The organism is Terasakiispira papahanaumokuakeensis (assembly GCF_001709345.1).
GTDB lineage: Bacteria > Pseudomonadota > Gammaproteobacteria > Pseudomonadales > Halomonadaceae > Terasakiispira > Terasakiispira papahanaumokuakeensis.
Window position 1 is genome coordinate 2756739 of the sequence record NZ_MDTQ01000001.1, and the last position, 21666, is coordinate 2778404.

Sequence of the window (21666 nt, forward strand, 5' to 3'; positions counted from 1 at the left end):
CCGTCTCGTCCCGACTTTTTCCACCGCCATTGAGTGATGCATGATCAAGGCCTTTAAAACACACCTACTGAATGCAGCATAACAGCGGTCACTTAAGTGCTCCACTGATTCAATGCGAATTGAGTGCACCATTAATAAAACAAAACAGTCTGCTTCATATTGCACAACCGTCGTCACTAGACAGTAATGTTTCGTTCAATAATTGAATCAGTACATCGCGATTAACCAACGATAAATCATCTGGAATCTTTTGACCTGTTGCCAAATAGGCCAACGGCAAACGACGTTCCGCGACCAAGCCCAGCACATCACCCAAACGGCGTGCCTCATCCAGTTTAGTCAATACACAGCCATTCAGGCCTGATGGATGATACGCATCATAAGTTTCGGACAACACTTCGGTTTGACTCGTACACGGCAATACCAGAAAACGACGGATCCTCGCTTTGGCACTGTTTAACAAATTCAGCTGGGTCATCATATTGGGATCGCGTACATTGAGCCCGGCAGTATCAATTAAAATAAGTTGCTTGGAGCGCAATGATTTAAGCGTCTCATCCATTGAGTTACGCTCATCAACGACACGCACCGGCACCCCCAAAATACGTCCAAATGTCCTCAACTGTTCGTATGCCGCAATGCGATAGCAGTCTGTCGTCACCAAGGCCAACCCATCGGGACCATGTTTAAGCACATAGCGAGCAGCTAATTTCCCGATTGTCGTCGTTTTGCCTACGCCAGTGGGCCCCATTAATGCCACCACACCACCGCGATCAATCAGCTCTTCGTCAACAACTTGCAAATCTAACTTGAGCCGCTGCAACATCATATCCAAGGCTTGAGTAGAGTCATCAATACCTTCTATAGCACTGAGCTCTAATAAGCGTTTAATGTATTTTTCTGTAAACCCTTGGGCTAAAAGTCGTCGCCTAAGCATCGCTTCAAGTGGGTGGCGCATATCACCCTGCTCACGCATTTGCTCTCTCAAAAGCTCACGAAGCCCTTGGATTTCCGCCTGCATCGCATCCAGTACAACCTGTTCGTGCGCCGAACTTGTAGAATGACGCAACTCCGAGGCTCGGGATGAGCGGCTTCGATCAGAATCAGCCCCCTGTTCTGCATGCCTCAACTGCTCGGCATAACCCCCTAGCTGGCGAGCCTGCGCTCTTTTCTGAAACGCATTGTCATCTAGACCACTGTCAAAGCGAGCCCCTTCAAGAATACGCTGTCTAGCGGATTCCAGCTCTCTCTTTAAATCCTCACCTTCAAGCTGTTTACTCAGCCGATCAGAAGAAGCTCCGAGTGAAACATCAGAACCTGATAACGACACAGGATTAGCCTCTGTCTGCTCCGCCTCATGAAAGTCTAGCGCGCAAACCACCTCTACGCCCCCATCTCGATGATTACGCGACAAAATTGCAGCATCAGGCCCAAGTTCTTCCTGAACTTGACGCATCGCTTGTCGCATCGTCGGCGCAAAGAACCGCTTCACACGCATTCAATCAACTCCGGCAACCTCGATATCATTAACGTTCCACATGCCGCCATTCATAACCTGCACAAGATAAGGAGAGTCAATACACCGCAAGCAAAATGCTTAAATACTCGACCCTTCAACACCATGATAGACTTTATTAACCTCAGCATGCGCCATAAAACGGCTAAAAAACAACAACTTCGATACAATATACTTACAAGCCGTGCATATGATACCTCATGATAAACGGCATCATTGTCCCACAGTCGCCACGATTGTAATTTGTTTATTATCAGGAATTTCCTGATAAGAAAGCACATGAACATTCTGAATACCATAGCGTACAAAACGCGCCATGACAGGCCTCACAGGCCCAGCAACCACAAGCACCGCAGCATTGCCCTGCATTTCTTGTTGTTGAGCGGCCTCAGCTAATGAATGTTGCAACCGCTCAGCCATCGCAGGTTCAAGCACAAGTTGATCACTTTCACCGCCTTGCTGAGCGGCTTGCTGCACACTTTTCAATAACATTTGTTCAAGCTCAGGCGCCAGTGTGATTACAGGAAGGTGGTCACTGGGCCCTGTAATCGCCTGAACAATTGATCGAGACAAGGCAACACGAACAGCAGAGGTCAACTGAACAGGATCTCGTGTTGTATGCGCCGCATCAACAATCGCTTGAGCAATGGAACGCATATCCCGCACGGGCACATGTTCAACCAATAAGCTTTGCAATACTTTCAATAGAATAGACAATGTCACACTATCAGGGATCAGCTGTTCAGCCAATTTAGGTGACGACTCACTGAGGATATCCACCATTTTTTGCACATCATCATGCCCCATGAGTTCATAAGCATAATCTTGCAGCACCTGGTTGAGCTGTGTCGCGATCACCGTACTTGCATCCACAACGGTGTACCCGAGCGTTTGCGCCTCTTCGCGCTGTGCCGGCGTAATCCATACGGCTTCCAAGCCAAAAGCAGGATCACGCCCTTTAATGCCGTTAATAGGGCCATAAACCTGCCCAGGGTTAATCGCCATTTCCCGTTCAGGATGAACCTCTGCCTCTCCAATCGTGACGCCCTTTAAGACAATGCGATAGGCATTTGGCGATAAATCCAAGTTATCTCGGATATGAACGGACGGCATCAAAAAGCCGAGATCCTGAGACAGTTTTTTACGAATCCCCTTGATTCGTCCCAACAACTGCCCTCCCTGAGCACGGTCAACCAAAGGAATTAACCGGTAGCCCACTTCAAGCCCCAATAAATCGACAGGCGCCACATCCTGCCAACCCAGTTCCTTTTGGTCGATGACCTCAGCATCAGGTTTTTCAGGCGGCATCGCAGCCGCTTGTTCTGCAGCAACACGTTCGGCTTCAAGTTTTTGCTGATGGCGAAATAACAGCCAAGCAATACCCGCCGCAATGGTCGCCAATCCCAGAAAAGCGACATGGGGCATTCCTGGCACTAAGCCCATAACCGCCATAATCGTTGCGGCAACGACCAAGGCTCGCGGGGTCCCGAACATTTGGCGAGTCACCTGCCCACTAATCGTTTCCGAGCTGTTTACTCGAGTCACGATAATGGCCGCCGCCACAGACAGAATTAATGAAGGAATTTGAGCAACAAGGCCATCACCGATGGTCAATAGCACATAACGCTGCATGGCAATCTGAAATGACAGGTCATGCTGCAGCATACCGACTAATAAACCACCGATGATATTAATCACCAGGATCATAATCCCGGCCATTGCATCACCGCGAACGAACTTACTCGCCCCATCCATAGAGCCATAGAAATCGGCTTCAGAGGCAATCTCTTCTCGCCGCGCTCGAGCCTGCTCCTGATCAATCAAACCTGCATTGAGATCAGCATCAATCGCCATTTGCTTACCGGGCATCGCATCCAGCGTAAAACGAGCGCTCACCTCAGAAATTCGTCCGGCACCTTTGGTAATCACCACAAAGTTAATAATCATCAAAATAAGAAAGACGATCAAACCCACGACATAATTACCACCGATCAATACCGAGCCAAAGGCTTCAATCACCTTACCCGCAGCATCCCCCCCCTCGTGACCATTCAATAAAACAATACGTGTCGAAGCCACATTAAGCGCCAGTCGTAATAAGGTCGCAACGAGCAAAATGGTCGGAAAAACTGCAAAATCAAGTGGTTTCAATGCATAAATCGCCACCAACAAAATGATGATGGAAAGCGCAATATTGAAAGTAAACAAGACATCCAGCAGGAATACAGGCATCGGCAGCGTCATCATGCCGAGCAGGATTAGCAGCAGCAGCGGGATGCCTACTTGTGCCTGTTTGATGCTTCTAAAAGAGCTAGCCAGCTGCGTACGATCCATTCATCACCTGCCATTGATAAGGCATCCCCAATAAAGACAAGAAGTATGCCAATATCAAGGACCTAAATAAACTCGCTCTGCTGTGACGAAATACAGCAAATTGTTAATCGCGATACACACTTACTGAACTCAAGCATCGTACCGGAAATCTTCGGGTACCTCGATGTCAGGTAAATGACTCGGCCGTTTAACTCGACCGGCTTTGGCCTGACGTAGTTGATAGACATAAGCCAGTACTTGTGCCACAGCCATATACAATGCCTGTGGGATTTCATCCCCAATTTCGGTGGTATGATACAGGGCACGAGTCAAAGGCGGGAGCTCAAGTGTAGGAATATCATGATGTTGAGCAATCTCTCTGATTTTGAAAGCAATTTCATCAGCCCCTTTAGCCAGCATTAAAGGAGCACTATTCCCTTGTTCATCATATTGTAGTGCTACAGCGTAGTGCTGGGGGTTTGTAATCACAACATCGGCTTTCGGGACATCCGCCATCATGCGACGCTGCGCCATCTCATACTGCAAGCGACGAATGCGGCTTTTAATTTCAGGGTTACCTTCCGTATTTTTATTCTCGTCTTTCACCTCCTGTTTCGTCATTTTCAGCTGTTCTTTATGCTGATGAAGTTGCCAAGGTACATCAATTAACACGACAGCAATCAAGCAAGCACTGATCGCAACAAAAGCCCACAGAACCATGTAAGCCCCTCGCGCCATCGCTTGCTCGGGCGCCATAAACCCCAAAGCAGTGAAGTCATTCTTCAGGCTTAATACAATACCAACAGCCGTCCCCCCGACGAGAAAAAGCTTCGCAGTCGCTTTGCCTAGCTCAACAACAGAGTTCTTAGAGAAGATTCGCTTAATGCCCTTAACGGGATTCATGCGACTGCCTTTAGGCGCTATGGCTTTACCGCTCCAGTTCCACCCCCCCACTGCGATTTGAGACAAAATGCCCGATAAAAACAAGGCGAACAAAATGGGCAATATCACTTGTAAGGCTATAATGGCCGAGTTTTTCAAATGGATGGCCATCATGGAAGTTGAAGTCACCGCCTCCCGGTCTATCGAAAAATTAAAGCGCATCATCTGAATCGCGGCATCTGCCACCCAAGCACCAAAAATAAGAATCGACATCCCACCAAACAGTAGCAGTAAAAAAGTGCTCAGTTCTTTTGAACGGGCAACCTGCCCCTCCTTTCGCGCCTCTTCAAATTTTTTCGACGTCGGCTCTTCCGACTTCTCCTGGCCGTCTTCGTTTTCTTGTGCCATTAGGGCACTCCGATCCAGTTCCGCATGAGCTCAAAAATATCCCGCGCCATACGATCGTAATAGAACAAATAGTCCGACATCCAAACCCATAACTCAAAGAGCCCCATGATCATCATCACAGGAAAACCGAGCGTAAAAATATTTAATTGGGGGGCAGCACGAGTAGCAATACCCAGCGCTCCATTCACAATCAATTTCGCGACAAGAATAGGTAACGCCATAATCACGCCGCCAGAAAACAGCCAACTCCCTTGCTGGGCAAGCAGCCATGCCCGCTCCCGTGTAAATCCCTCAGCCCCAACAGGAATAACACGAAAACTCTCAATCAAGGTGTCTAAAACGACAATATGACCATTGGTGGCTAGAAACATAAGGTTTGTGGCCAAAAGCATGTATTGGCTTAATACCGTCGAACTAATGCCATTGACGGGATCATTCATTTGCGCCATCCCAAGACCAATTTGCATCGCAATGACTTGGCCAAACACCACAAAAACTTCAAGCAATAGCTTCACGATGAAGCCTAGTGCAACACCGATTAACAACTGATGCGCGACAATTAACCAGCTATTCACCGTTAAAGCATCTAAAGGCGGCATTTTAGGCAAAAGCGGAGCCACAAGTACGGTTGTAAAAAGCGTTAAGCCAATCTTGACTTGTGCAGGAACCGTTTGCGCACCAAAGAAACTGACAACCATAAAAAAGCCGCCTATGCGCACCATAGGCCACAGAAAGCTGCCAATCCAGGCACCAATGGTGGCATCGGTCATTGGCAGATCAGAAAAAGGCAACATGCGAGGCTAACTAATCAAATAAGGAATATTAGTCATTAGATTAGTCATAAACTCCATGAGTTGATTGACAATCCAAGGGCCGGCAACGATCAAAGCGGTTAAAGTGGCCAACAATCGCGGTAAAAAGCTTAATGTTTGCTCATTAATCTGGGTCGCCGCCTGAAATACACTGATCATTAACCCCACAAGCAAACCTGGCACTACCGCAATGGCGACGATCGTAATGACGAGGAAAAGTGCCTGACGCAACAGATCAAGCGTTTCGCCCGGATTCATGGTCTATTCCTCCTCGACATGCTTTGCCTGCTAAAACCCATAGCTTGCGGCCAGGGTACCCATAACCAGAGACCAGCCATCAACCAGTACAAAAAGCATCAGCTTGAAAGGTAGCGAAATAATAATAGGCGACAACATCATCATACCCATGGCCATCAAGATACTGGCGACAACCATATCAATGATCAGAAACGGTATGAACAACATAAAGCCTATTTGAAAAGCCGTTTTAAGCTCACTCGTCACAAACGCAGGCACTAAAACCGTAAAAGGCACATCCTCTTCATCCTCAAATACCTTATAACCACCAATACGGCCAAAGAGGTCGAGATCTTCCTCTCGCGTCTGTGAAAACATAAACTCACGAAGCGGGAGACTCGCCTGTTTAACAGCATCAACAGGCCCCATCTGCTCATTCAAATAAGGTTGCAATGCCTCTTCATTAACCCGCTCCCAAACTGGGGTCATGATAAACATCGTTAAAAAAAGCGCCAACCCGATCAGTATTTGAGTTGAAGGGGTCTGCTGTAATCCCAACGCCTGGCGCAAGATCGCCAGCACAACCACAATACGCGTAAAACTGGTCATCATGATTAAGGCCGCTGGAATAAACGTCAGCGCCGTCATGATGGCCAGAATTTGCAATGTTACAGAGTAAGTCTCTCCGCCCTCTCCATCAGGGGTCATTTTGAGTGCGTCAATGCCTTCTGGAGCGGCAAGGACCGGAGCCGAAAAGCATGCACACAGCAAAGCAATCAGAAGACCCCATCCGACAATCGATTTATGCTCACGCCAAACATGAGCCACCAAGAAATTAATCAAGAGAGGACCTACTTTCCGTTGAGCCTTGAGGCGTTGATGTCGTGTCAGGTTGACGCCAATGCTTTAGTATTTGTTTAAACCCAGGGTTATCAGGACGCGTCATATCCACAGGCTCATCAAACACGTGTAAACATGAAATTTGATGTGAAGTCACACCTAATAACAAATGCTTACCGCCAATATCGACTAACATGAGGCGTTCGCGCTGCCCTAGCGCATGCGTCATGATCACTTTCATGCCATGGGTATTGGCATTAGGGGTTAAACGAAGTCGCTTGGCAGTCCAAGCCAGCAAAAGTATTAAAGCAATGACGACCATAAGTCCGGCAATCATTTGCAGCATACTTGAGCCCACGCCAGCCCCAGAAACGCTCGATGCCTCCGACGCCTGGGCAAGCGGCGGAAGCATCATGAGTATCAAGCTCCAGATGAACATCTTAACGTAAACGTTTAATACGTTCAGACGGGCTCACGACATCAGTCAAGCGAATACCAAACTTTTCATTCACCATGACCACTTCGCCATGAGCAATTAAAGTACCATTAACTTTAACGTCTAGAGGCTCACCCGCTAAACGATCAAGCTCAATCACGGAGCCCTGATTGAGCTGCAATAAATTACGAATCGCAATTTCCGTACTGCCGACCTCCATAGAAATCGTCACAGGAATATCCATAATGACTTCAAGATTAGGATTATCGGAGTCAAAGTCTGGCGACTCATCTTCTAGATAATCTAAAGGTGCCGTCTGGATATCATCTTCAGTCAAGTCCGCACTATCGGTTTCATCCTGCTCGGCCATGGCCGCAGCCCAGTCATCCATCCCATCGTCATCAGATGAAGACTCTTCTTCCGTCATAGCTGCGGCCCAATCATCAGTCAAGTCATCACTACCGGCAGCCTCACCACCTTGCTCATCATCCAGAGCCGATGCCCAATCATCGAGGTTATCGTCTTTAGGCTGATCCTGATTGTTTTCGTCACTCATGAGCCACTTCCTTAACGGATAAAGAGTCGGTAAAACCACCGCCCCATATGCTATTCATTTGGGCAAAAGCCCAACTTTAACTAATCGAGCCAGAGACTCGAACCGAACACACTGTCAATGCTAACGCTGCAACTTCACCTGTTCTGCAATTTTTAGCGCTAAATTATCTCCAGAGCGCCCAAGCTTGCACTTAAACACAGGCACACCATTCGCATTGAGCTGTACATGCTCAGACATATCGACAGGAATAATGTCGCCCGCCTCCAAATTGACAATATCGCGCAACGTCAATTGACGCTCGACCACTTTAACGTTCAATGGAATATGGGCATCCATAATGTCTGAGCGCAGCGCACGAACCCAACGTTCATCAATATCATCGACATCAGACTGCACCCCTGAGTCCAGTTCTTCTCGCACAGGCTCAATCATGGAATAGGGCATTGTGATATGAAGATCACCACCGCCCCCATCAAGCTCAATATGGAAAGTACTGACAACCACGACTTCACTGGGGCTGACGATGTTCGCCATCGCCGGATTCACTTCAAAACCAATATATTCAAAATTAAGAGGCAAAACCGTCGCCCAGGCTTCTTTAAGGTCGACAAACACTTGCTCTAATACTTTCTGAACAATACGGATTTCAGTCGGTGTAAATTCGCGACCTTCAATTTTGGCATGGCGCCCATCACCGCCAAAAAAGTTATCAACAAGCTTAAACACCAACTTGGCATCCATCACAAATAATGAAGTGCCTCGCAAGGGACGGATTTTGACCAAGTTAAGACTTGTGGGCACATACAGTGTATGAACATACTCACCAAACTTCATAATCTGCACGCCACCTGAGGCGACATGGGCACTGCGTCGCATCAGGTTGAACAAGCTAATGCGCGTATAACGGGCAAAGCGTTCATTGATCATTTCCAGCGTGGGCATCCGCCCACGGACGATCCGATCCTGACTGGTAATGTCGTAAGCCTGCACATCTCCCGATGCGCCTGCCTCCGAGGGGTCAGGAAGATCATCATCATCGACGCCATGCAGCAGTACGTCGATTTCATCCTGGGACAACAGATCCTGTACTGCCATAAAAGCTACCTGTTTCCAAAACGTGGCCGTCTAACCGTATCTGAATTACTGCATGACAAAGTCAGTAATCAGTACAGTATCAATGTTTTGTGACTCTTCCTGAACTACTTTTTGTACAGCTTCTGTAGCCGCCATTTGCAGCTGCACTTTACCTTCAACGGTTTGCATTGTGGCAAAGTCCTGCCGACGCAACAGCTGATTCACATCATTCAACACTTGTGGAAGCCGCTTTTCAATGACGCTAATCGCCTCAGGCGTTTCCGCTTTTACGGCAAAGCGCACTTGCATAAATCGCTGACGCTTACCACTTCCTTCGCTGGCAAAAGGCGATACAAATGGCTTTTCAAAGCTATAATAAACCGCAGAACTAGGCTGAAGCCCACTCATAGGCGCTTTATCTACGACCTCTTCCTGCCCACCACCAGACCCAGGCAAGCGATCTAAAAAGTACAAAGTCCCGCCAACCGCCAAAGCAGCCACGACCGCTAGCCCCATAACAATGCCACCGATCAGCAACAGTTTATTGGACTTGCCGCCTTCATCTTCGTCAAAATCATCTGCCATGGCATAACCTTCCTTTCAGACTATACAAGAGAAAGCTCTATTTAATTCATTGAATGGATTAACAATCAAAGCAAAAACAACACGTTTTCAACATCCATACTAACGCTTATGTTCAGGTTAACAGAACTCACTGACACCGAGTCATTTATGAATAACCTCACCCATTGAGTCATCACGCATAAGCATCCACCAACCCAACAAGCTGGCGCTGGGGCACCGAAATGCTAACCCCATCAGCATCAAGCTCAATGCCGCTCTCTTGTGCCGAGCTTGAAGCACCTTCTGAACCATCATGAGCTGCCGCCATATCTTCAGCAATACTGCGTTCACCATGCTGTTGATCTGCGACGTTCGCTTCCCCCATATCCATCCCTTGCTCCGCTAACATATCGCGTAAGCGCGGCATTGACTGCTCCAGCGCATCTCGCACATGTGCATGAGGCGACTGGAAGCTAATATTGGCCTGATCACCTTGCATATGAATGCGAATGCGTAAAGCTCCTAGCTCAGGAGGATCCAAGCGAATCTCAGCAATCTTCATATTACGCGACTGCATAATGGCAATGCGCTCCACTAAAGCACTGGCATTCGACTGTGCCGCTGCATTAGCTTGAGCCGTCATCAAGGGTAAAGCCGGTACACTGGTACGGCTGGCATTAATGCTAGAAGACTGGAGCTGCTGCAAGCCTTGCCCTGCTGTCTGTATCAGCTGTTGTAATGAATCGGTCCGAGTATGGCCTTTGCCATCCTGGGCATTAATACCGAGCGCATTCATACCTAGTGCCATTTTTTGTTCTTTCTGGCTCGTCACATAACGATTAAACAACGACTCTGAAGCGAGCATGTCTTGCTGCTGCTTCGAGGCAGCTTGATCTAATGATTGCTTTCCAGAGCTGAGCTCACGTTGCGATGAGTCCTGCTGTTGCCGCCATTTATCCACGACTTCAGACACTAACGCTTCTTGAGATTTTGCTGAGTTTGCTTGAGCCACTTCCGAAGACGGAGATAAGCGTACAGTCACCAGCTCAAAGCGTTTGCCATCTTCCCCAATCGAATCAGCACGCCAGGCCAATCGATAATGTTGCCCTTCAGGCAACTGCTGAAATGCTGCTGCCAGCTCTCGCACTGCTGCCTCTAAATCACCAAATTTCAACCCCAGCTCACCTGAGAGTTGGTCAAGCTGAGCCCTCAGCTCATCAGATAAATTGAGTTGATCTAGATCTGCATCAGGATGCTGATTGAGCCATTCGGTAAGTTTCGACAACACTTTCTTCAACTGCTCATCATCAAACTGAGCCAATACATCACGAGTTTTATCGTCTAACGGCAGAGCTTGTCCTTCATCCGGCATGGACTTGCCGCCCTCAGGACTGAGACGGGCGTTCGAAGCAGGGTCTTCAGCACCTTTCTTTTTACCGACTTGAGTGTCTCCCGCAGATGACGACTCGGCACTTTTCACTTTCGCTGTTTCAGTAGACTCACGAGCGTTATTCTGAGCTGTATCAGCTGAGGCACCATGTTGAGTCGTCGCAACAGTCTTATTCGGCACACGGTCACGTTCATTATTAGAAACAGCATTCTGAGACCTATTCGGAACATTTGTTTCTTTCGATACCCGATCTAAAGACTGATCAGCACGAGATGAAGACCGGCCGGCGTTTAGATATTGACCAAACGCTGGGGCTTGAGCCGGCGATTTCAGTGTCGCCTGAGCTGACGGCTTCAAAGACCCTGCCGATGCCGTTTGTAATAGTATGCCAAGACTCGATTGTGCCATCCCGTTCCCTACCCTGAAGACCAAATCACGCAACTGTTTTCAAATCTAATGCAAGCCTTGTACCAACATGCAGGCAACACCATAAAGAAATGATCTGCAGGCATTATTTTTTCGATAATCAATACTTCAAGTGCAACTTACCAGCGCGATTGTCGTGCAAAGCGATAGTTTGAGAATTCATCCAATTGCTTTTGCTCACGCTTCAATTCGAATTGTTGGGCTTTTTGTTGATCACGTTCAATCAAGTTTTCTAATGCTTTCACCCGCGCTCGTTTTTCTACCCAGTGCGCTTTGACTTGCTCATGCTGGCGATATAACTGGGCAATTTGATCGTTCTGTTGATGCTGGGCTTTCTCCAAACGCTCAACAAACTGCTGATAGCGCATCATAGACTGGATATTCACGACCTGCCCTGCTTGGCCATTCTGAGACATCATATCCAAGTACTCGCGCTGATAGTTTTCCAGCTGTGATAATGTTGAACGCTCTTGATCTATTTGCTGGTTCAAGTACCCCAAAGCTAAAGCGGCTTGGTCTTCTTTTTGCTTTTCAAGGCGCAAAACAGGCAATAATCGATGTGATGACGCCATGAACTCACCCCTATAAGCGATTGATGCATCGTTAACCTATAACAGCAGGCACAATCAAGATCATTTTAAGCGTCAATTCGGATGCATATCACCTGCTTTTAAGCACCAAATTGAATCTGCCGGTTATCCACCTGATCAGCCTCACTCAGCAGCACTTCAAGCTCCCGAACACTGGCTTTCAAGTCTACGGACTGATCAAGCGATTGCTGAAGAAATCGACGAATACGCGGCATCATATTAATCGCCAAATCAACATTTTGATCAGACCCCCTCGTATAGGCACCCACATTAATCAAATCACGGTTTTCTTGATAAGCCGCATAAATCTGCTTCAGCTGATACACACGCCGAAGATGTTCCGAAGTCACAATTTGAGGCATCGCTCGGCTAATAGAGGCTTCAATATCGATAGCAGGGTAATGACCTTCTTCAGCTAAACGACGCGACAACACAATATGACCATCTAAAATCGCACGCGCAGCATCGGCAATAGGATCCTGCTGATCATCGCCTTCGGTCAGCACGGTATAAAAAGCCGTAATCGACCCCCCACCCTGAGCCGCATTCCCGGTTCGCTCAACCAACCGGGGCAGTAAAGCAAAAACCGAAGGGGGGTAACCCTTGGTCGCAGGCGGCTCACCTACAGCCAATGCGATTTCACGTTGCGCCATGGCATAACGTGTCAGCGAATCCATCAACAACAAAACATTACGCCCTTGATCACGATAATATTCAGCCACGCTATGAGTTAATTGAGCAGCTCGCAGTCGCATCAAAGGCGCATCATCAGCCGGGGAAGCCACAACCACTGAACGCGCCAGGCCCTCAGGCCCAAGAATTTGCTCAATAAATTCTTTAACTTCTCGGCCACGTTCCCCCACTAGGCCAACGACAATAATGTCGGCCTCGGTAAAGCGCGTCATCATACCCAATAACACGGATTTACCAACACCACTACCGGCGAACAACCCCATACGCTGGCCACGGCCAACCGTCATAAGCGCATTAATCGCGATAACGCCTACATCAAGCGGTGTATCAATGGGGTGACGCTCTAAAGGATTCAGTGCCTTACCCGTAATACTTTGCTCCGCCTCAGCACGCAACGGCCCCAACCCATCCAGCGGCCGACCCGCACCATCCAAAACCCGCCCTAACAAACTGAATCCAGCAGGCACACAAAGGGCTTTCAGATTAGGCGTCACTCGAGCACCAGGTCTCAGCCCTTCGGCTTGCCCCATAGGCATCAAGTACAGGTGCTCTCCGGCAAAACCGACCACTTCAGCTTCAATCGGGGCCCCAGTCGCCGACTCGATAAAGCAGTAAGAGCCTACCGGAAGATTGCACCCGACAGCTTCTAAGGTCAGGCCAACCATCCGCACGAGTCGACCCTCAACCAAAGGCGGTGTCTCTTTCTCCAGAGCATCTTGATAGTGGCGTAGCCGATCAGCAAGACGAGGACTATTCATGAGTAGACCTCTCCGCTTCGACACCCTTTTGCTCAGAATCAGATAGGGTATCATCGGGGTGGCTAGAAGGCTTCACAGATTCTGAACGCCCCTCTCCCACTGGAGTATCAACGTCCTCTAACGAATATCGGTCTTCATAAACCGAAGAGGTTTCACCTGAAGGAAAAGCGACATCGCCGTCATCATGATGATGGCTACTGTTTTGGGCTGACTGTTGTACGGAAGCGGCTGCTTGGGTCACAAGATCAGCCGCAGAGGCTTCAGCGATGTGACTTGTCTGAGAGTCATCCGTCTCTATATCACCTACAGACGCCTCCTGAGTCGCATCGTTATTATTGAGAGTGGCATTACGAGGAGAGGAATTAGCCGAGTCATCTCGAGGTGCATGCTTCCGAGATGAGGATAACGAAACCCGCACGGGTTCACGCTTTCCTGGCGAGGCTTGAACACCCGTCGTTTCAACAGGGTCGACAGGAGCCACCGACTCATCAGAGTTGAGCGACTCACCCACCGGATCTGGTGACAACTCAGCATGCGGTGCTTCCAATATTTCCGAAGGAACATCGTCGCCTTTTGTGTACAACGGTTGGTCCGTACCAGCTTTTTCAGTACGTCGATCTACAGAGTTCGGGACTTCAGAGGCTCTGTATTCAGGACCCAGGCTTTCAGCATTATGGTTTTCAACACGATGAGTAGATGGTTTACTCTCTGTTTGAGCAGACAACGCGCCATCACTTTCGAGTGGATCAGTTTCGCCCCTCTCCTCGGCAGAGAGATTTTCTCGCCCATCATCCGCTTGAACCGGTTCAGATGAGGGCCCTTGTACGGGCTCAGGAGAAAAGTCAGTCGATGAGACATTAGCCGATGATGAGCTCAACGGACTAGAGGTATGGGTTTCAGGTAAAACGGCATCATCGCCTAATACCGCCGCCAACTCAGCCCGCAGACTCTCTAATTCAGCCAAAGCGGCCTCAGCTGAAAAATGGCCCGGCCCAAGGGGCGAATCACTTTCGGCACGCCTAGGCAACGGTCCCGCTGCAGGTGGCTGATCAGGATACTGCTCGCCCATTAGTTTTTCGACCACAGCGCGATATCGCCGCTCCACGGTACAGTCCACTAGGCTGTATTGAGTTTCAATATGAACGCCTCCCGGCGTCACTTCCGGGTCTTCCACAATACGGTAGTCATCAAAGCGACCTTCACAGGCCGCCTCGACAAGGACTTTGTCATCCGGATGCACATGAATGCGGAGGCGCCGACTAGTATCAGGTAAAGCATTTAAAGCCTCCTGAACAATATGCGTCAAAGATGAACGGTCAATCGTTAATTCTCGGCGCAAAACCCCTGTCGCAATTAATTCAGCCAGTTCAAGCAATGCCTGCTCAGCATCATCATCGACGTGAGCCAAAGGCCGCAGCAATTGATCAAGCTGCGACTGAAACCTAGCGGACAATTGATCGACTTCATTCCGTGCTTGTTCAAGACCTTTTTCATACCCACTCTGAAAACCAGCTTCCGAACCTTCCCGCTCACCGGAAGCATACCCTTGAGCTCGACCATGCTCATACCCTTCGGCATGGCCCGCTGTCAGCCCTTCTTGACGCCCGTCCTCATAAGCCTGTGCTTTTAACGCTTCAATATCTTCATCAGAAGGCATTTCAACAGGCACAACATCATCTTCTGTTACCTGCTCAGCAGACACTTCGGCTTCACGCTGAGCTTCAAGCTCTTCTAGGCGACGCGAAATACTACGACGGACTCCCGTGAGGTCTGGCATTTCCCAGCGCTCATAAGCATCGACATCGTCAGCGGGTATTCGAGTTTGTCGTGTCATCAGAGCTCCACAACGGCACTATAGCAATGATTAATCAGAATAACGTCCTGGTTGCTTATGACTGTTTTAAATCATCTGATCAGCGCCCGATGACAAATTGATGGTGCCATCTTCCGCCAAGCGTCGTGCCACACCCAAAATTTCTTTCTGAGAAGTTTCCACTTCACTCACCCGAACAGGTCCTTGCGCCTCAAGATCATCACGCAATAGCTCAGCAGCACGCTTGGACATGTTTTTAAAGATTTTTTCCTGCACACGAGTGTCAGCGCCTTTAAGCGCCATAGTCAGCGTTTCTGGTTTGACTTCACGCAACAAGGTCTGGAGATCCCGATCATCAACATCAACCAAGTTATCAAAGACAAACATCAAGTCCTCAATCTCTTCACCAAGCGCTTCATCAATCTCTTTAATCGCCTCCATCAGATCACCTTCCACATTGCTGTCCAGGTTATTCATGATATCGGCGACAACCTTAACACCGCCCATGCTGGTCGTTTGGGTGCTGCCAGAGCCAGAGAACTGCTTCTCAAGGATATCATTCAGCTCTTGCAAAGCCTGAGGCTGTACGGACTCCAACGCAGCCACACGCAACATCACATCCAAGCGCACTTTGGGATCGAAAAACTTGACGACCTCACCCGCCTGATCAGAGTCCAAATAGGACATGACGATCGCTTGGATCTGAGGGTGTTCGTAACGGATGATATCGGCAACCGCCCGCGGCTCCATCCATTTCAACGTATCCAGCCCCGTGGTATTGCCCCCCAGCAAGATACGATCAATCAAGCCATTCGCTTTATCTTCACCCAAGGCTTCGGACAACATTCGGCGAATATAACTATCAGCTCCAACGCCCAAGCCCGTTTGCTCTCCCACCGCCTCAAGAAAATCAGCTAACACTTCCTCAACTTGTGCCCGCGTCACATTTTGCAGCTGTGACATGGCCAAGCCTACTTTCTGAACTTCTTTCGGCCCCATATGCTTCAGGATCTGGGCAGCGTCAGACTCACCCAGCGTCATCAACAAGATCGCTGCGCGATCCAGAGCCGTTAACGGCTCTGGATATAAATCATCTTCATCACTCATCACTCACCACCCATTGGCGCACGACCTGTGCTACTCGACCTGGATTCTCTGCAATCAACGCTCTTACAGCATTGAGCTGACGCTCATATGAGTCACTGGGCGGAGCCAGCAAGGGATCATCAGAAGCACTCAAAGTCACTTGGTCGTCACTTAAACCACCATCCAACGCTTGGAACTCTTCCAGTTCAGCTTCTCGCTCATCTTGATCCGCTTTACCTGCAGCCAAGTTTCGCAGAATGGGACGCAGCACGCCAAAAATCAAAATTAAGACAAAGAGTCCTGCTAACAACTGTTTGGCCAAATCCCAAACCCATGGCTGTTCCCACAGAGGGATCTCGGGCAGCTGATCTTCGCCGGTATCGACAAAGGGCGCATTCACGACACTGACGCTATCACCACGCTCAGCACTATAGCCCACTGCATTGCGTACAAGCGCCGTCATACGCTGCAACTCATCCTCACTCCAGGCGGTGCGTTCAATATTGCCCGAATCAGGATTACGCTGAATCACGTCGTCTAACACAACAGCAACAGTTAAACGGTTCACCCGACCCGCATTATTCCGGCTATAACTCAACGTGCGATCAAGCTCATAATTACGGGTAGCCTGTGAGCGGGTATTCACTGGGGTTTGCTGTTGACCATTCCCACCTTGTGCCTGCTCTGGAGCAAAGCCATCTTGTGGTGGCTGATTGGACAAAGCACCAGGAATCCCTTCAGGCCCGAAATCACCGACACGCTGTTCATCTACAGTCTGTTCACTACGAATCGCAGGCAAGTCAGGATTAAATTGTTCCGCACTTTGCTCAGTCTGGGTAAAGTCCATATCCACAGAAACGGCCGCCTGAAAACGACCTGCCCCAGCGACAGGCTCAAGAATAGAGCGCACACGATCAGTCAACCGCTGTTCAACCGTACGGGTGTAATCAAGCTGACGCTGCATTTCTTTGTCAGTGGGGTCCTCTGTCTTATTCGACAACAGCTCCCCGCGTTGATCCACAATCGTGACAGACTTGGGATCCATTTCAGGAATACTAGAGGCGACCAAACGCACAATCGCATTGGCTTGCTCATGATCCAATGTCCGTCCGGCCTGCATGTTAATGAAGACAGAAGCAGAGGGCTTGCGCTGATCACGCATAAAAACAGACTGCTTAGGCATAGCAAGATGCACACGAGCTTGCCGAATACTATCCAAACTCGAAATCGTACGCGCCAGCTCGCCCTCAAGGCTACGCCGATAACGCGCATTTTCCATAAACTGACTGGTTCCTAAGCCCTGGTCTTTTTCCAGCAGCTCGTAACCAACAGTGTTCGGTTGAGAAATATCAGCACCTGCAATCTGCATTCGAGCCTGATAAATCTGATCCGAAGGCACCAACAAGGCACCTGAATTAGGATCTATTTTGTAATCAATATGATTTTTTTCCAGAACCTCGACAATCGCAGCAGAGTCCACCTCATTGAGGCTAGAGAGCAGCGGTCGATAAGGCTCGCTTTGCGACCAAAGCACCACTGCAAATCCCAGGGCAATGCTCGCAGCAAAACCAACCAGCAATGCCATTTGACGCAACACATCTAACTGATTAAAACCAGCAAATGCATTCCCCATGGCAAACCGGCTTTTATTTCCGCGTTTGTCGCTCTTGGACGACTTATCACTACTACTTTCAGTTCCTGCAGCCGCCGAGGCATTCTCATCTTGCCCCTCATCAGCCACCTTGACTGGTGCGTTTTCCATCCAATGACCCCAATCTGAGTCTCGAACCGGGCATTAAGCTTTACAGCTGCATGCGCATGATTTCCTGGTAAGCACTTACCAAGCGGTTACGTGCTTGCAATGTTGCCTCAAAAGCCACACTAGATTTTTGAGAAGCCACCATCACATCCACAATATCCACATTAGGGTCACCCATTTCATAGCGAGTACGCAGATCGCTTGTCTCCGATTGCAGACCATTCACATTGTCAATTGCTTGCTTCAACATATCGGTAAATGAAGGAGAATCGGATGTATCGACGGCATGCTGCGTAGAGGCGCCCTCTTCGTTTTGCTTAAGCGCATTCAGCAGAGGCTGCTGCAAAGAGGATCCATGCCCCTGAGGTTGAACCTCTTGCTGCATGCTACGTATTTGTGACAGCACTTGGCCGATTTCAGGTCTGTCTAACACGATTCGCCTCCAGTTATGTCAATGACGGGAGTCTGTTGAAATATAAAATTGTCGACCATATCTATTCATTGCCTGTATAGCTTAAAGCAGCAATGCTGCCATACTTTCTAAAAGCCAGTGACTTGTGAGATCAATGCACTGCATGCCATAAAGCATAGGCAACTTTCATGCCCAACCATCACAAGCACTATAACAACCACACATTTAGCGGTAATTTTTTCGCGCTGACAACCATCAAATACATGCATTTAACCTGCACGTTTAATACACCCAGCAACAGGACTACTCTAACCTGAATTGAGACGAGAGTGTGTTTCTCGGCGTTACATTATGTGCCTTTAACAGCGCCCAAACGTCAACGCTCTAACCATCCATCACTCCGCATTTTAGCAAGTTTGTAACGAAGCGTTCTGGGGCTAATACCTAAACGCTCCGCCGTTTCTTTTTTTCGTCCATCTTCAGCCCGTAAGGCTTCAAGAATCATCCGATACTCTTGTTCCCGCAACCCATCTCCAAGTCCTGATCCCGCATCATCGCGTGACAAATCAGACACCTCGGTAACTGGCACTACAGTATGTTCAGTCTCGCGACTCAAACAAAAACGATCGGTTTCCAGTACAATATCATCAGAACATACCCATCCTGCTGAAGACAGGATCAATGCACGCTGCATGACATTATCCAGCTCCCGAACATTCCCTGGCCACTCATAAGCCAACAGGCGCTCTACAACGGCTTCTTCCAGCTGAGGGACACGCATCCCCATTCGATGCGCATGCTTCATTAATAACGATTGGGCCAGCGGTAAAATGTCTTTAGGGCGCTGGCACAGAGGAGGCCAATTCAACGGAAACACATTGAGCCGGTAATATAAATCCTCCCGAAAAATGCCTTCAGCAACACTCTGCTTTAAATCACGGTTACTCGTCGCCAACACCCTTACATTCAATGCAATAGGCTTACGCCCACCCAGGCGCTCTACTTCGCGCTCTTGCAGCACTCGTAACAGCTTCGCCTGCAACGCCAAGGGCATCTCAGTCACTTCATCAAGCAACAAAGTGCCTCCCTGGGCTTGTTCAAACTTTCCTGGAGCCGCATTAGAGGCGCCTGTAAATGCGCCCTTCTCATACCCAAACAACGTTGCTTCTAACATCGTATCGGGAATGGCTGCACAATTAATCGCCACAAAAGGATTATCAGCGCGATCCGAACGTGTATGAATAAAGCGAGCAAGCACTTCCTTACCGGTACCTGAAGCCCCACCAATCATCACCGCAGCTTCACTCCGAGCGACTTTCTCAGCCAATTGAAGCAACTTGACACTTACAGGATCTTCTGCGATAGGTGCGCCTTCCTCAGCGGACGTTGCCCCCACGCCTAACAAAGGACTCAGCGTATCAAGCAACGTCTGAGGCTCAAATGGCTTCACTAAATAATCTTGAGCCCCAGCTCTCATCGCCTCAACAGCCTTATCAATAGAGCCATAAGCGGTCATTAATATTACAGGCAGGCCCGGTTGGCGACGTTGAATTTCAGCAAGCAACTGGTGCCCTCCCATCTCTGGCATAGAGACATCAGAAAGCACCGCCACATAAGACTCTTTTTCTAAAGCCACGAGCGCTTCTTTTCCATGGCTTGCAGCTGTAGATGCAATACCTTCGAGCTCCAAGGTATCGCACACGGCTTCACGAAGATCAGCATCATCTTCAACAACCAAAATACGTTGCTGGATCATAACCTCAAACCACCTGCTTCATTGTCATGCCACCCAGTCTACCTAAATTGACAAAGAAAGATGTTGCACAACAGCAATGATTAAGTTTCTGCGGGTAGCGCAATCCAGGCACGAGTGCCTTGCCCAGGTACAGATTGCAACCAAAAGCGACCGTTATGGGCATCAATCACTGCTCGAACAATCGCCAGCCCCAACCCTGTGCCTTGGGACTTTGTCGTAAAAAAGGGCTCATTTACCTTGTTTAATAAAGCCTCATCAATCCCTGGCCCCTCATCCACTAAGCACATCAACACATGCTTACCCACTTGTTGAGGGAGGGTTTCAACATACTCAACATGCAGCCTCAAAGGCGGTGGCGGCACAGAAACTTCCAATGCATTGTTCACCAAGTTCAATATAGCACCGACAAGTGAGTCTTCACTGACCACCATAAAAACCTGAGAAGATTTATCCGCAGTGGGAACAGACCACTCACAATCAGCACCCGCACGATCAAGCACAGGCTCCACCGCTTGACGGATTGCATCCAATAACTGCCCTAAGGTCACACGCTGCGCCATATGAGTTTCCCCTTTGGCAAAAATCAGCATGTCTTTAATTTGGCGGTCCATATGAAGCAAACGGCCTGTCAACTTGGTCGCAAAGCGCTGTCGCTTATCATCAGGCAAACCAGTTTTCTGCAAGTGTCCGGAATATAACAAGGCGGTTGATAAAGGGGTTCTAAGCTGATGAGCCAAAGAGGCCACCATTTTTCCCATCGAAGACAATCGCTCATGGCGAGATAACGCCGACTGCAGCTCCCGCGTTTCAGTCATATCCTGCAATAAGATCAACTGCCCACGCCCACCCGTGAGCGAGCTGGTAGTAATACTGACACGGCGCCCATCCCGTAAAGAAACCTCATGACCATCATCTTCTCTTGGTGCAAACGCCTCTCGAATAACCTCAACCCATAGGCGCCCCACCAATGCCTCCCCCAGCAACTGTTCAGCCGCCGGGTTTGTTTGAAAGACTTGACCATGTCCATTCAGCATCACAACACCCGCGGGCAATACTGCTAAGACATCCTGCCAGTCGCCTTCGCTTAGCACCTCACTCACACATTAGCTCCTTCAGAGGCTGACACCAGCACTACTCCAATGCATCTGCCTGTCAATGTATCGCACCTTCAGCCGATATATCATACGCTTACACAAAGATAATGTGGGCAACACCAAGCCAGTGTAGGCTTTAAGCCAAACCATTAACACTTTAGCTCTCGCGGATATGCCTGAAACCGCAGGGCGGTAGCGTGCCTACTTCGGACTGTCGATTCCAGATTAGAAGGTCAGGATATCATTGAGAG

At 48.9% G+C, this 21666-nt stretch carries 19 protein-coding genes; all 19 read right to left on the reverse strand.

From position 1 onward, the window contains the following. Positions 1–154: 154 nt before the first annotated feature. Complete coding sequence (flhF, locus tag BFW38_RS12020) at positions 155–1498, reverse strand: flagellar biosynthesis GTPase FlhF (RefSeq protein WP_068999017.1); 1344 nt, start codon at positions 1496–1498, stop codon at positions 155–157. A 231-nt stretch (positions 1499–1729) separates the two neighbouring features. After that, positions 1730–3850, reverse strand: coding sequence for a flagellar biosynthesis protein FlhA (gene flhA / locus BFW38_RS12025; RefSeq protein ID WP_068999019.1), 2121 nt, complete (start codon positions 3848–3850; stop codon positions 1730–1732). A 129-nt stretch (positions 3851–3979) separates the two neighbouring features. Further along, entirely contained in the window at positions 3980–5119 is a 1140-nt protein-coding gene (gene flhB / locus BFW38_RS12030; RefSeq protein ID WP_068999021.1) for a flagellar biosynthesis protein FlhB, read from the reverse strand. Next, positions 5119–5889 (reverse strand): flagellar biosynthetic protein FliR, encoded by a 771-nt coding sequence (gene fliR / locus BFW38_RS12035; RefSeq protein WP_218186417.1) that lies wholly within the window; start codon positions 5887–5889, stop codon positions 5119–5121. The genes flhB and fliR overlap by 1 nt, the downstream gene beginning before the upstream one ends. Before the next feature lie 30 nt (positions 5890–5919). Next, positions 5920–6189: a flagellar biosynthesis protein FliQ gene (gene fliQ, locus BFW38_RS12040; RefSeq protein WP_068999023.1), complete on the reverse strand. Its 270-nt coding sequence runs from the start codon at positions 6187–6189 to the stop codon at positions 5920–5922. A 30-nt stretch (positions 6190–6219) separates the two neighbouring features. Then, entirely contained in the window at positions 6220–6876 is a 657-nt protein-coding gene (fliP, locus tag BFW38_RS12045) for a flagellar type III secretion system pore protein FliP (RefSeq protein ID WP_084004817.1), read from the reverse strand. 127 nt (positions 6877–7003) lie between these two features. Continuing rightward, positions 7004–7423, reverse strand: a complete 420-nt coding sequence (fliO, locus tag BFW38_RS12050) for a flagellar biosynthetic protein FliO (RefSeq protein ID WP_068999025.1) — start codon at positions 7421–7423, stop codon at positions 7004–7006. A gap of 25 nt (positions 7424–7448) precedes the next feature. Then, on the reverse strand, positions 7449–8000 hold the full coding sequence (gene fliN, locus BFW38_RS12055; protein ID WP_084004624.1) for a flagellar motor switch protein FliN: 552 nt from the start codon (positions 7998–8000) through the stop codon (positions 7449–7451). Between the two features lie 120 nt (positions 8001–8120). Next, positions 8121–9095, reverse strand: a complete 975-nt coding sequence (fliM, locus tag BFW38_RS12060) for a flagellar motor switch protein FliM (protein WP_068999027.1) — start codon at positions 9093–9095, stop codon at positions 8121–8123. Positions 9096–9140: 45 nt separating this feature from the next. Further along, on the reverse strand, positions 9141–9659 hold the full coding sequence (locus BFW38_RS12065; RefSeq protein ID WP_068999029.1) for a flagellar basal body-associated FliL family protein: 519 nt from the start codon (positions 9657–9659) through the stop codon (positions 9141–9143). A 172-nt stretch (positions 9660–9831) separates the two neighbouring features. Next, positions 9832–11436: a flagellar hook-length control protein FliK gene (locus BFW38_RS12070; protein ID WP_068999031.1), complete on the reverse strand. Its 1605-nt coding sequence runs from the start codon at positions 11434–11436 to the stop codon at positions 9832–9834. A gap of 137 nt (positions 11437–11573) precedes the next feature. Beyond that, complete coding sequence (fliJ, locus tag BFW38_RS12075) at positions 11574–12026, reverse strand: flagellar export protein FliJ (RefSeq protein ID WP_068999033.1); 453 nt, start codon at positions 12024–12026, stop codon at positions 11574–11576. 98 nt (positions 12027–12124) lie between these two features. After that, the gene (gene fliI, locus BFW38_RS12080; protein ID WP_068999035.1) at positions 12125–13495 is read right to left on the reverse strand and encodes a flagellar protein export ATPase FliI; all 1371 of its coding nucleotides are present in this window, start codon (positions 13493–13495) and stop codon (positions 12125–12127) included. Next, positions 13488–15329, reverse strand: a complete 1842-nt coding sequence (locus BFW38_RS12085) for a flagellar assembly protein FliH (protein ID WP_068999037.1) — start codon at positions 15327–15329, stop codon at positions 13488–13490. Before BFW38_RS12085 ends, fliI begins: the two co-directional genes overlap by 8 nt. Before the next feature lie 66 nt (positions 15330–15395). Then, positions 15396–16415 carry a flagellar motor switch protein FliG gene (gene fliG / locus BFW38_RS12090; RefSeq protein WP_068999039.1) on the reverse strand — a complete coding sequence of 340 codons (1020 nt, stop codon included), beginning with the start codon at positions 16413–16415 and terminating at the stop codon, positions 15396–15398. Beyond that, entirely contained in the window at positions 16408–18156 is a 1749-nt protein-coding gene (gene fliF / locus BFW38_RS12095; protein WP_084004625.1) for a flagellar basal-body MS-ring/collar protein FliF, read from the reverse strand. Before fliF ends, fliG begins: the two co-directional genes overlap by 8 nt. Before the next feature lie 40 nt (positions 18157–18196). Then, positions 18197–18586 carry a flagellar hook-basal body complex protein FliE gene (gene fliE, locus BFW38_RS12100; RefSeq protein WP_068999041.1) on the reverse strand — a complete coding sequence of 130 codons (390 nt, stop codon included), beginning with the start codon at positions 18584–18586 and terminating at the stop codon, positions 18197–18199. Positions 18587–18941: 355 nt separating this feature from the next. Beyond that, positions 18942–20321: a sigma-54-dependent transcriptional regulator gene (locus tag BFW38_RS12105; protein ID WP_068999043.1), complete on the reverse strand. Its 1380-nt coding sequence runs from the start codon at positions 20319–20321 to the stop codon at positions 18942–18944. 80 nt (positions 20322–20401) lie between these two features. Then, complete coding sequence (locus BFW38_RS12110; protein WP_068999045.1) at positions 20402–21421, reverse strand: sensor histidine kinase; 1020 nt, start codon at positions 21419–21421, stop codon at positions 20402–20404. Positions 21422–21666 lie beyond the last annotated feature (245 nt).

What these genes read in the sequence shown, in the direction of transcription:
- flhF (WP_068999017.1), bottom strand. Translation starts at nt 1,498, where the DNA reads ATGCGTGTGAAGCGGTTCTTTGCGCCGACGATGCGACAAGCGATGCGT.
- flhA (WP_068999019.1), bottom strand. Translation starts at nt 3,850, where the DNA reads ATGGATCGTACGCAGCTGGCTAGCTCTTTTAGAAGCATCAAACAGGCA.
- flhB (WP_068999021.1), bottom strand. Translation starts at nt 5,119, where the DNA reads ATGGCACAAGAAAACGAAGACGGCCAGGAGAAGTCGGAAGAGCCGACG.
- fliR (WP_218186417.1), bottom strand. Translation starts at nt 5,889, where the DNA reads ATGACCGATGCCACCATTGGTGCCTGGATTGGCAGCTTTCTGTGGCCT.
- fliQ (WP_068999023.1), bottom strand. Translation starts at nt 6,189, where the DNA reads ATGAATCCGGGCGAAACGCTTGATCTGTTGCGTCAGGCACTTTTCCTC.
- fliP (WP_084004817.1), bottom strand. Translation starts at nt 6,876, where the DNA reads ATGACCCCTGATGGAGAGGGCGGAGAGACTTACTCTGTAACATTGCAA.
- fliO (WP_068999025.1), bottom strand. Translation starts at nt 7,423, where the DNA reads ATGATGCTTCCGCCGCTTGCCCAGGCGTCGGAGGCATCGAGCGTTTCT.
- fliN (WP_084004624.1), bottom strand. Translation starts at nt 8,000, where the DNA reads ATGAGTGACGAAAACAATCAGGATCAGCCTAAAGACGATAACCTCGAT.
- fliM (WP_068999027.1), bottom strand. Translation starts at nt 9,095, where the DNA reads ATGGCAGTACAGGATCTGTTGTCCCAGGATGAAATCGACGTACTGCTG.
- BFW38_RS12065 (WP_068999029.1), bottom strand. Translation starts at nt 9,659, where the DNA reads ATGGCAGATGATTTTGACGAAGATGAAGGCGGCAAGTCCAATAAACTG.
- BFW38_RS12070 (WP_068999031.1), bottom strand. Translation starts at nt 11,436, where the DNA reads ATGGCACAATCGAGTCTTGGCATACTATTACAAACGGCATCGGCAGGG.
- fliJ (WP_068999033.1), bottom strand. Translation starts at nt 12,026, where the DNA reads ATGGCGTCATCACATCGATTATTGCCTGTTTTGCGCCTTGAAAAGCAA.
- fliI (WP_068999035.1), bottom strand. Translation starts at nt 13,495, where the DNA reads ATGAATAGTCCTCGTCTTGCTGATCGGCTACGCCACTATCAAGATGCT.
- BFW38_RS12085 (WP_068999037.1), bottom strand. Translation starts at nt 15,329, where the DNA reads ATGACACGACAAACTCGAATACCCGCTGACGATGTCGATGCTTATGAG.
- fliG (WP_068999039.1), bottom strand. Translation starts at nt 16,415, where the DNA reads ATGAGTGATGAAGATGATTTATATCCAGAGCCGTTAACGGCTCTGGAT.
- fliF (WP_084004625.1), bottom strand. Translation starts at nt 18,156, where the DNA reads ATGGAAAACGCACCAGTCAAGGTGGCTGATGAGGGGCAAGATGAGAAT.
- BFW38_RS12105 (WP_068999043.1), bottom strand. Translation starts at nt 20,321, where the DNA reads ATGATCCAGCAACGTATTTTGGTTGTTGAAGATGATGCTGATCTTCGT.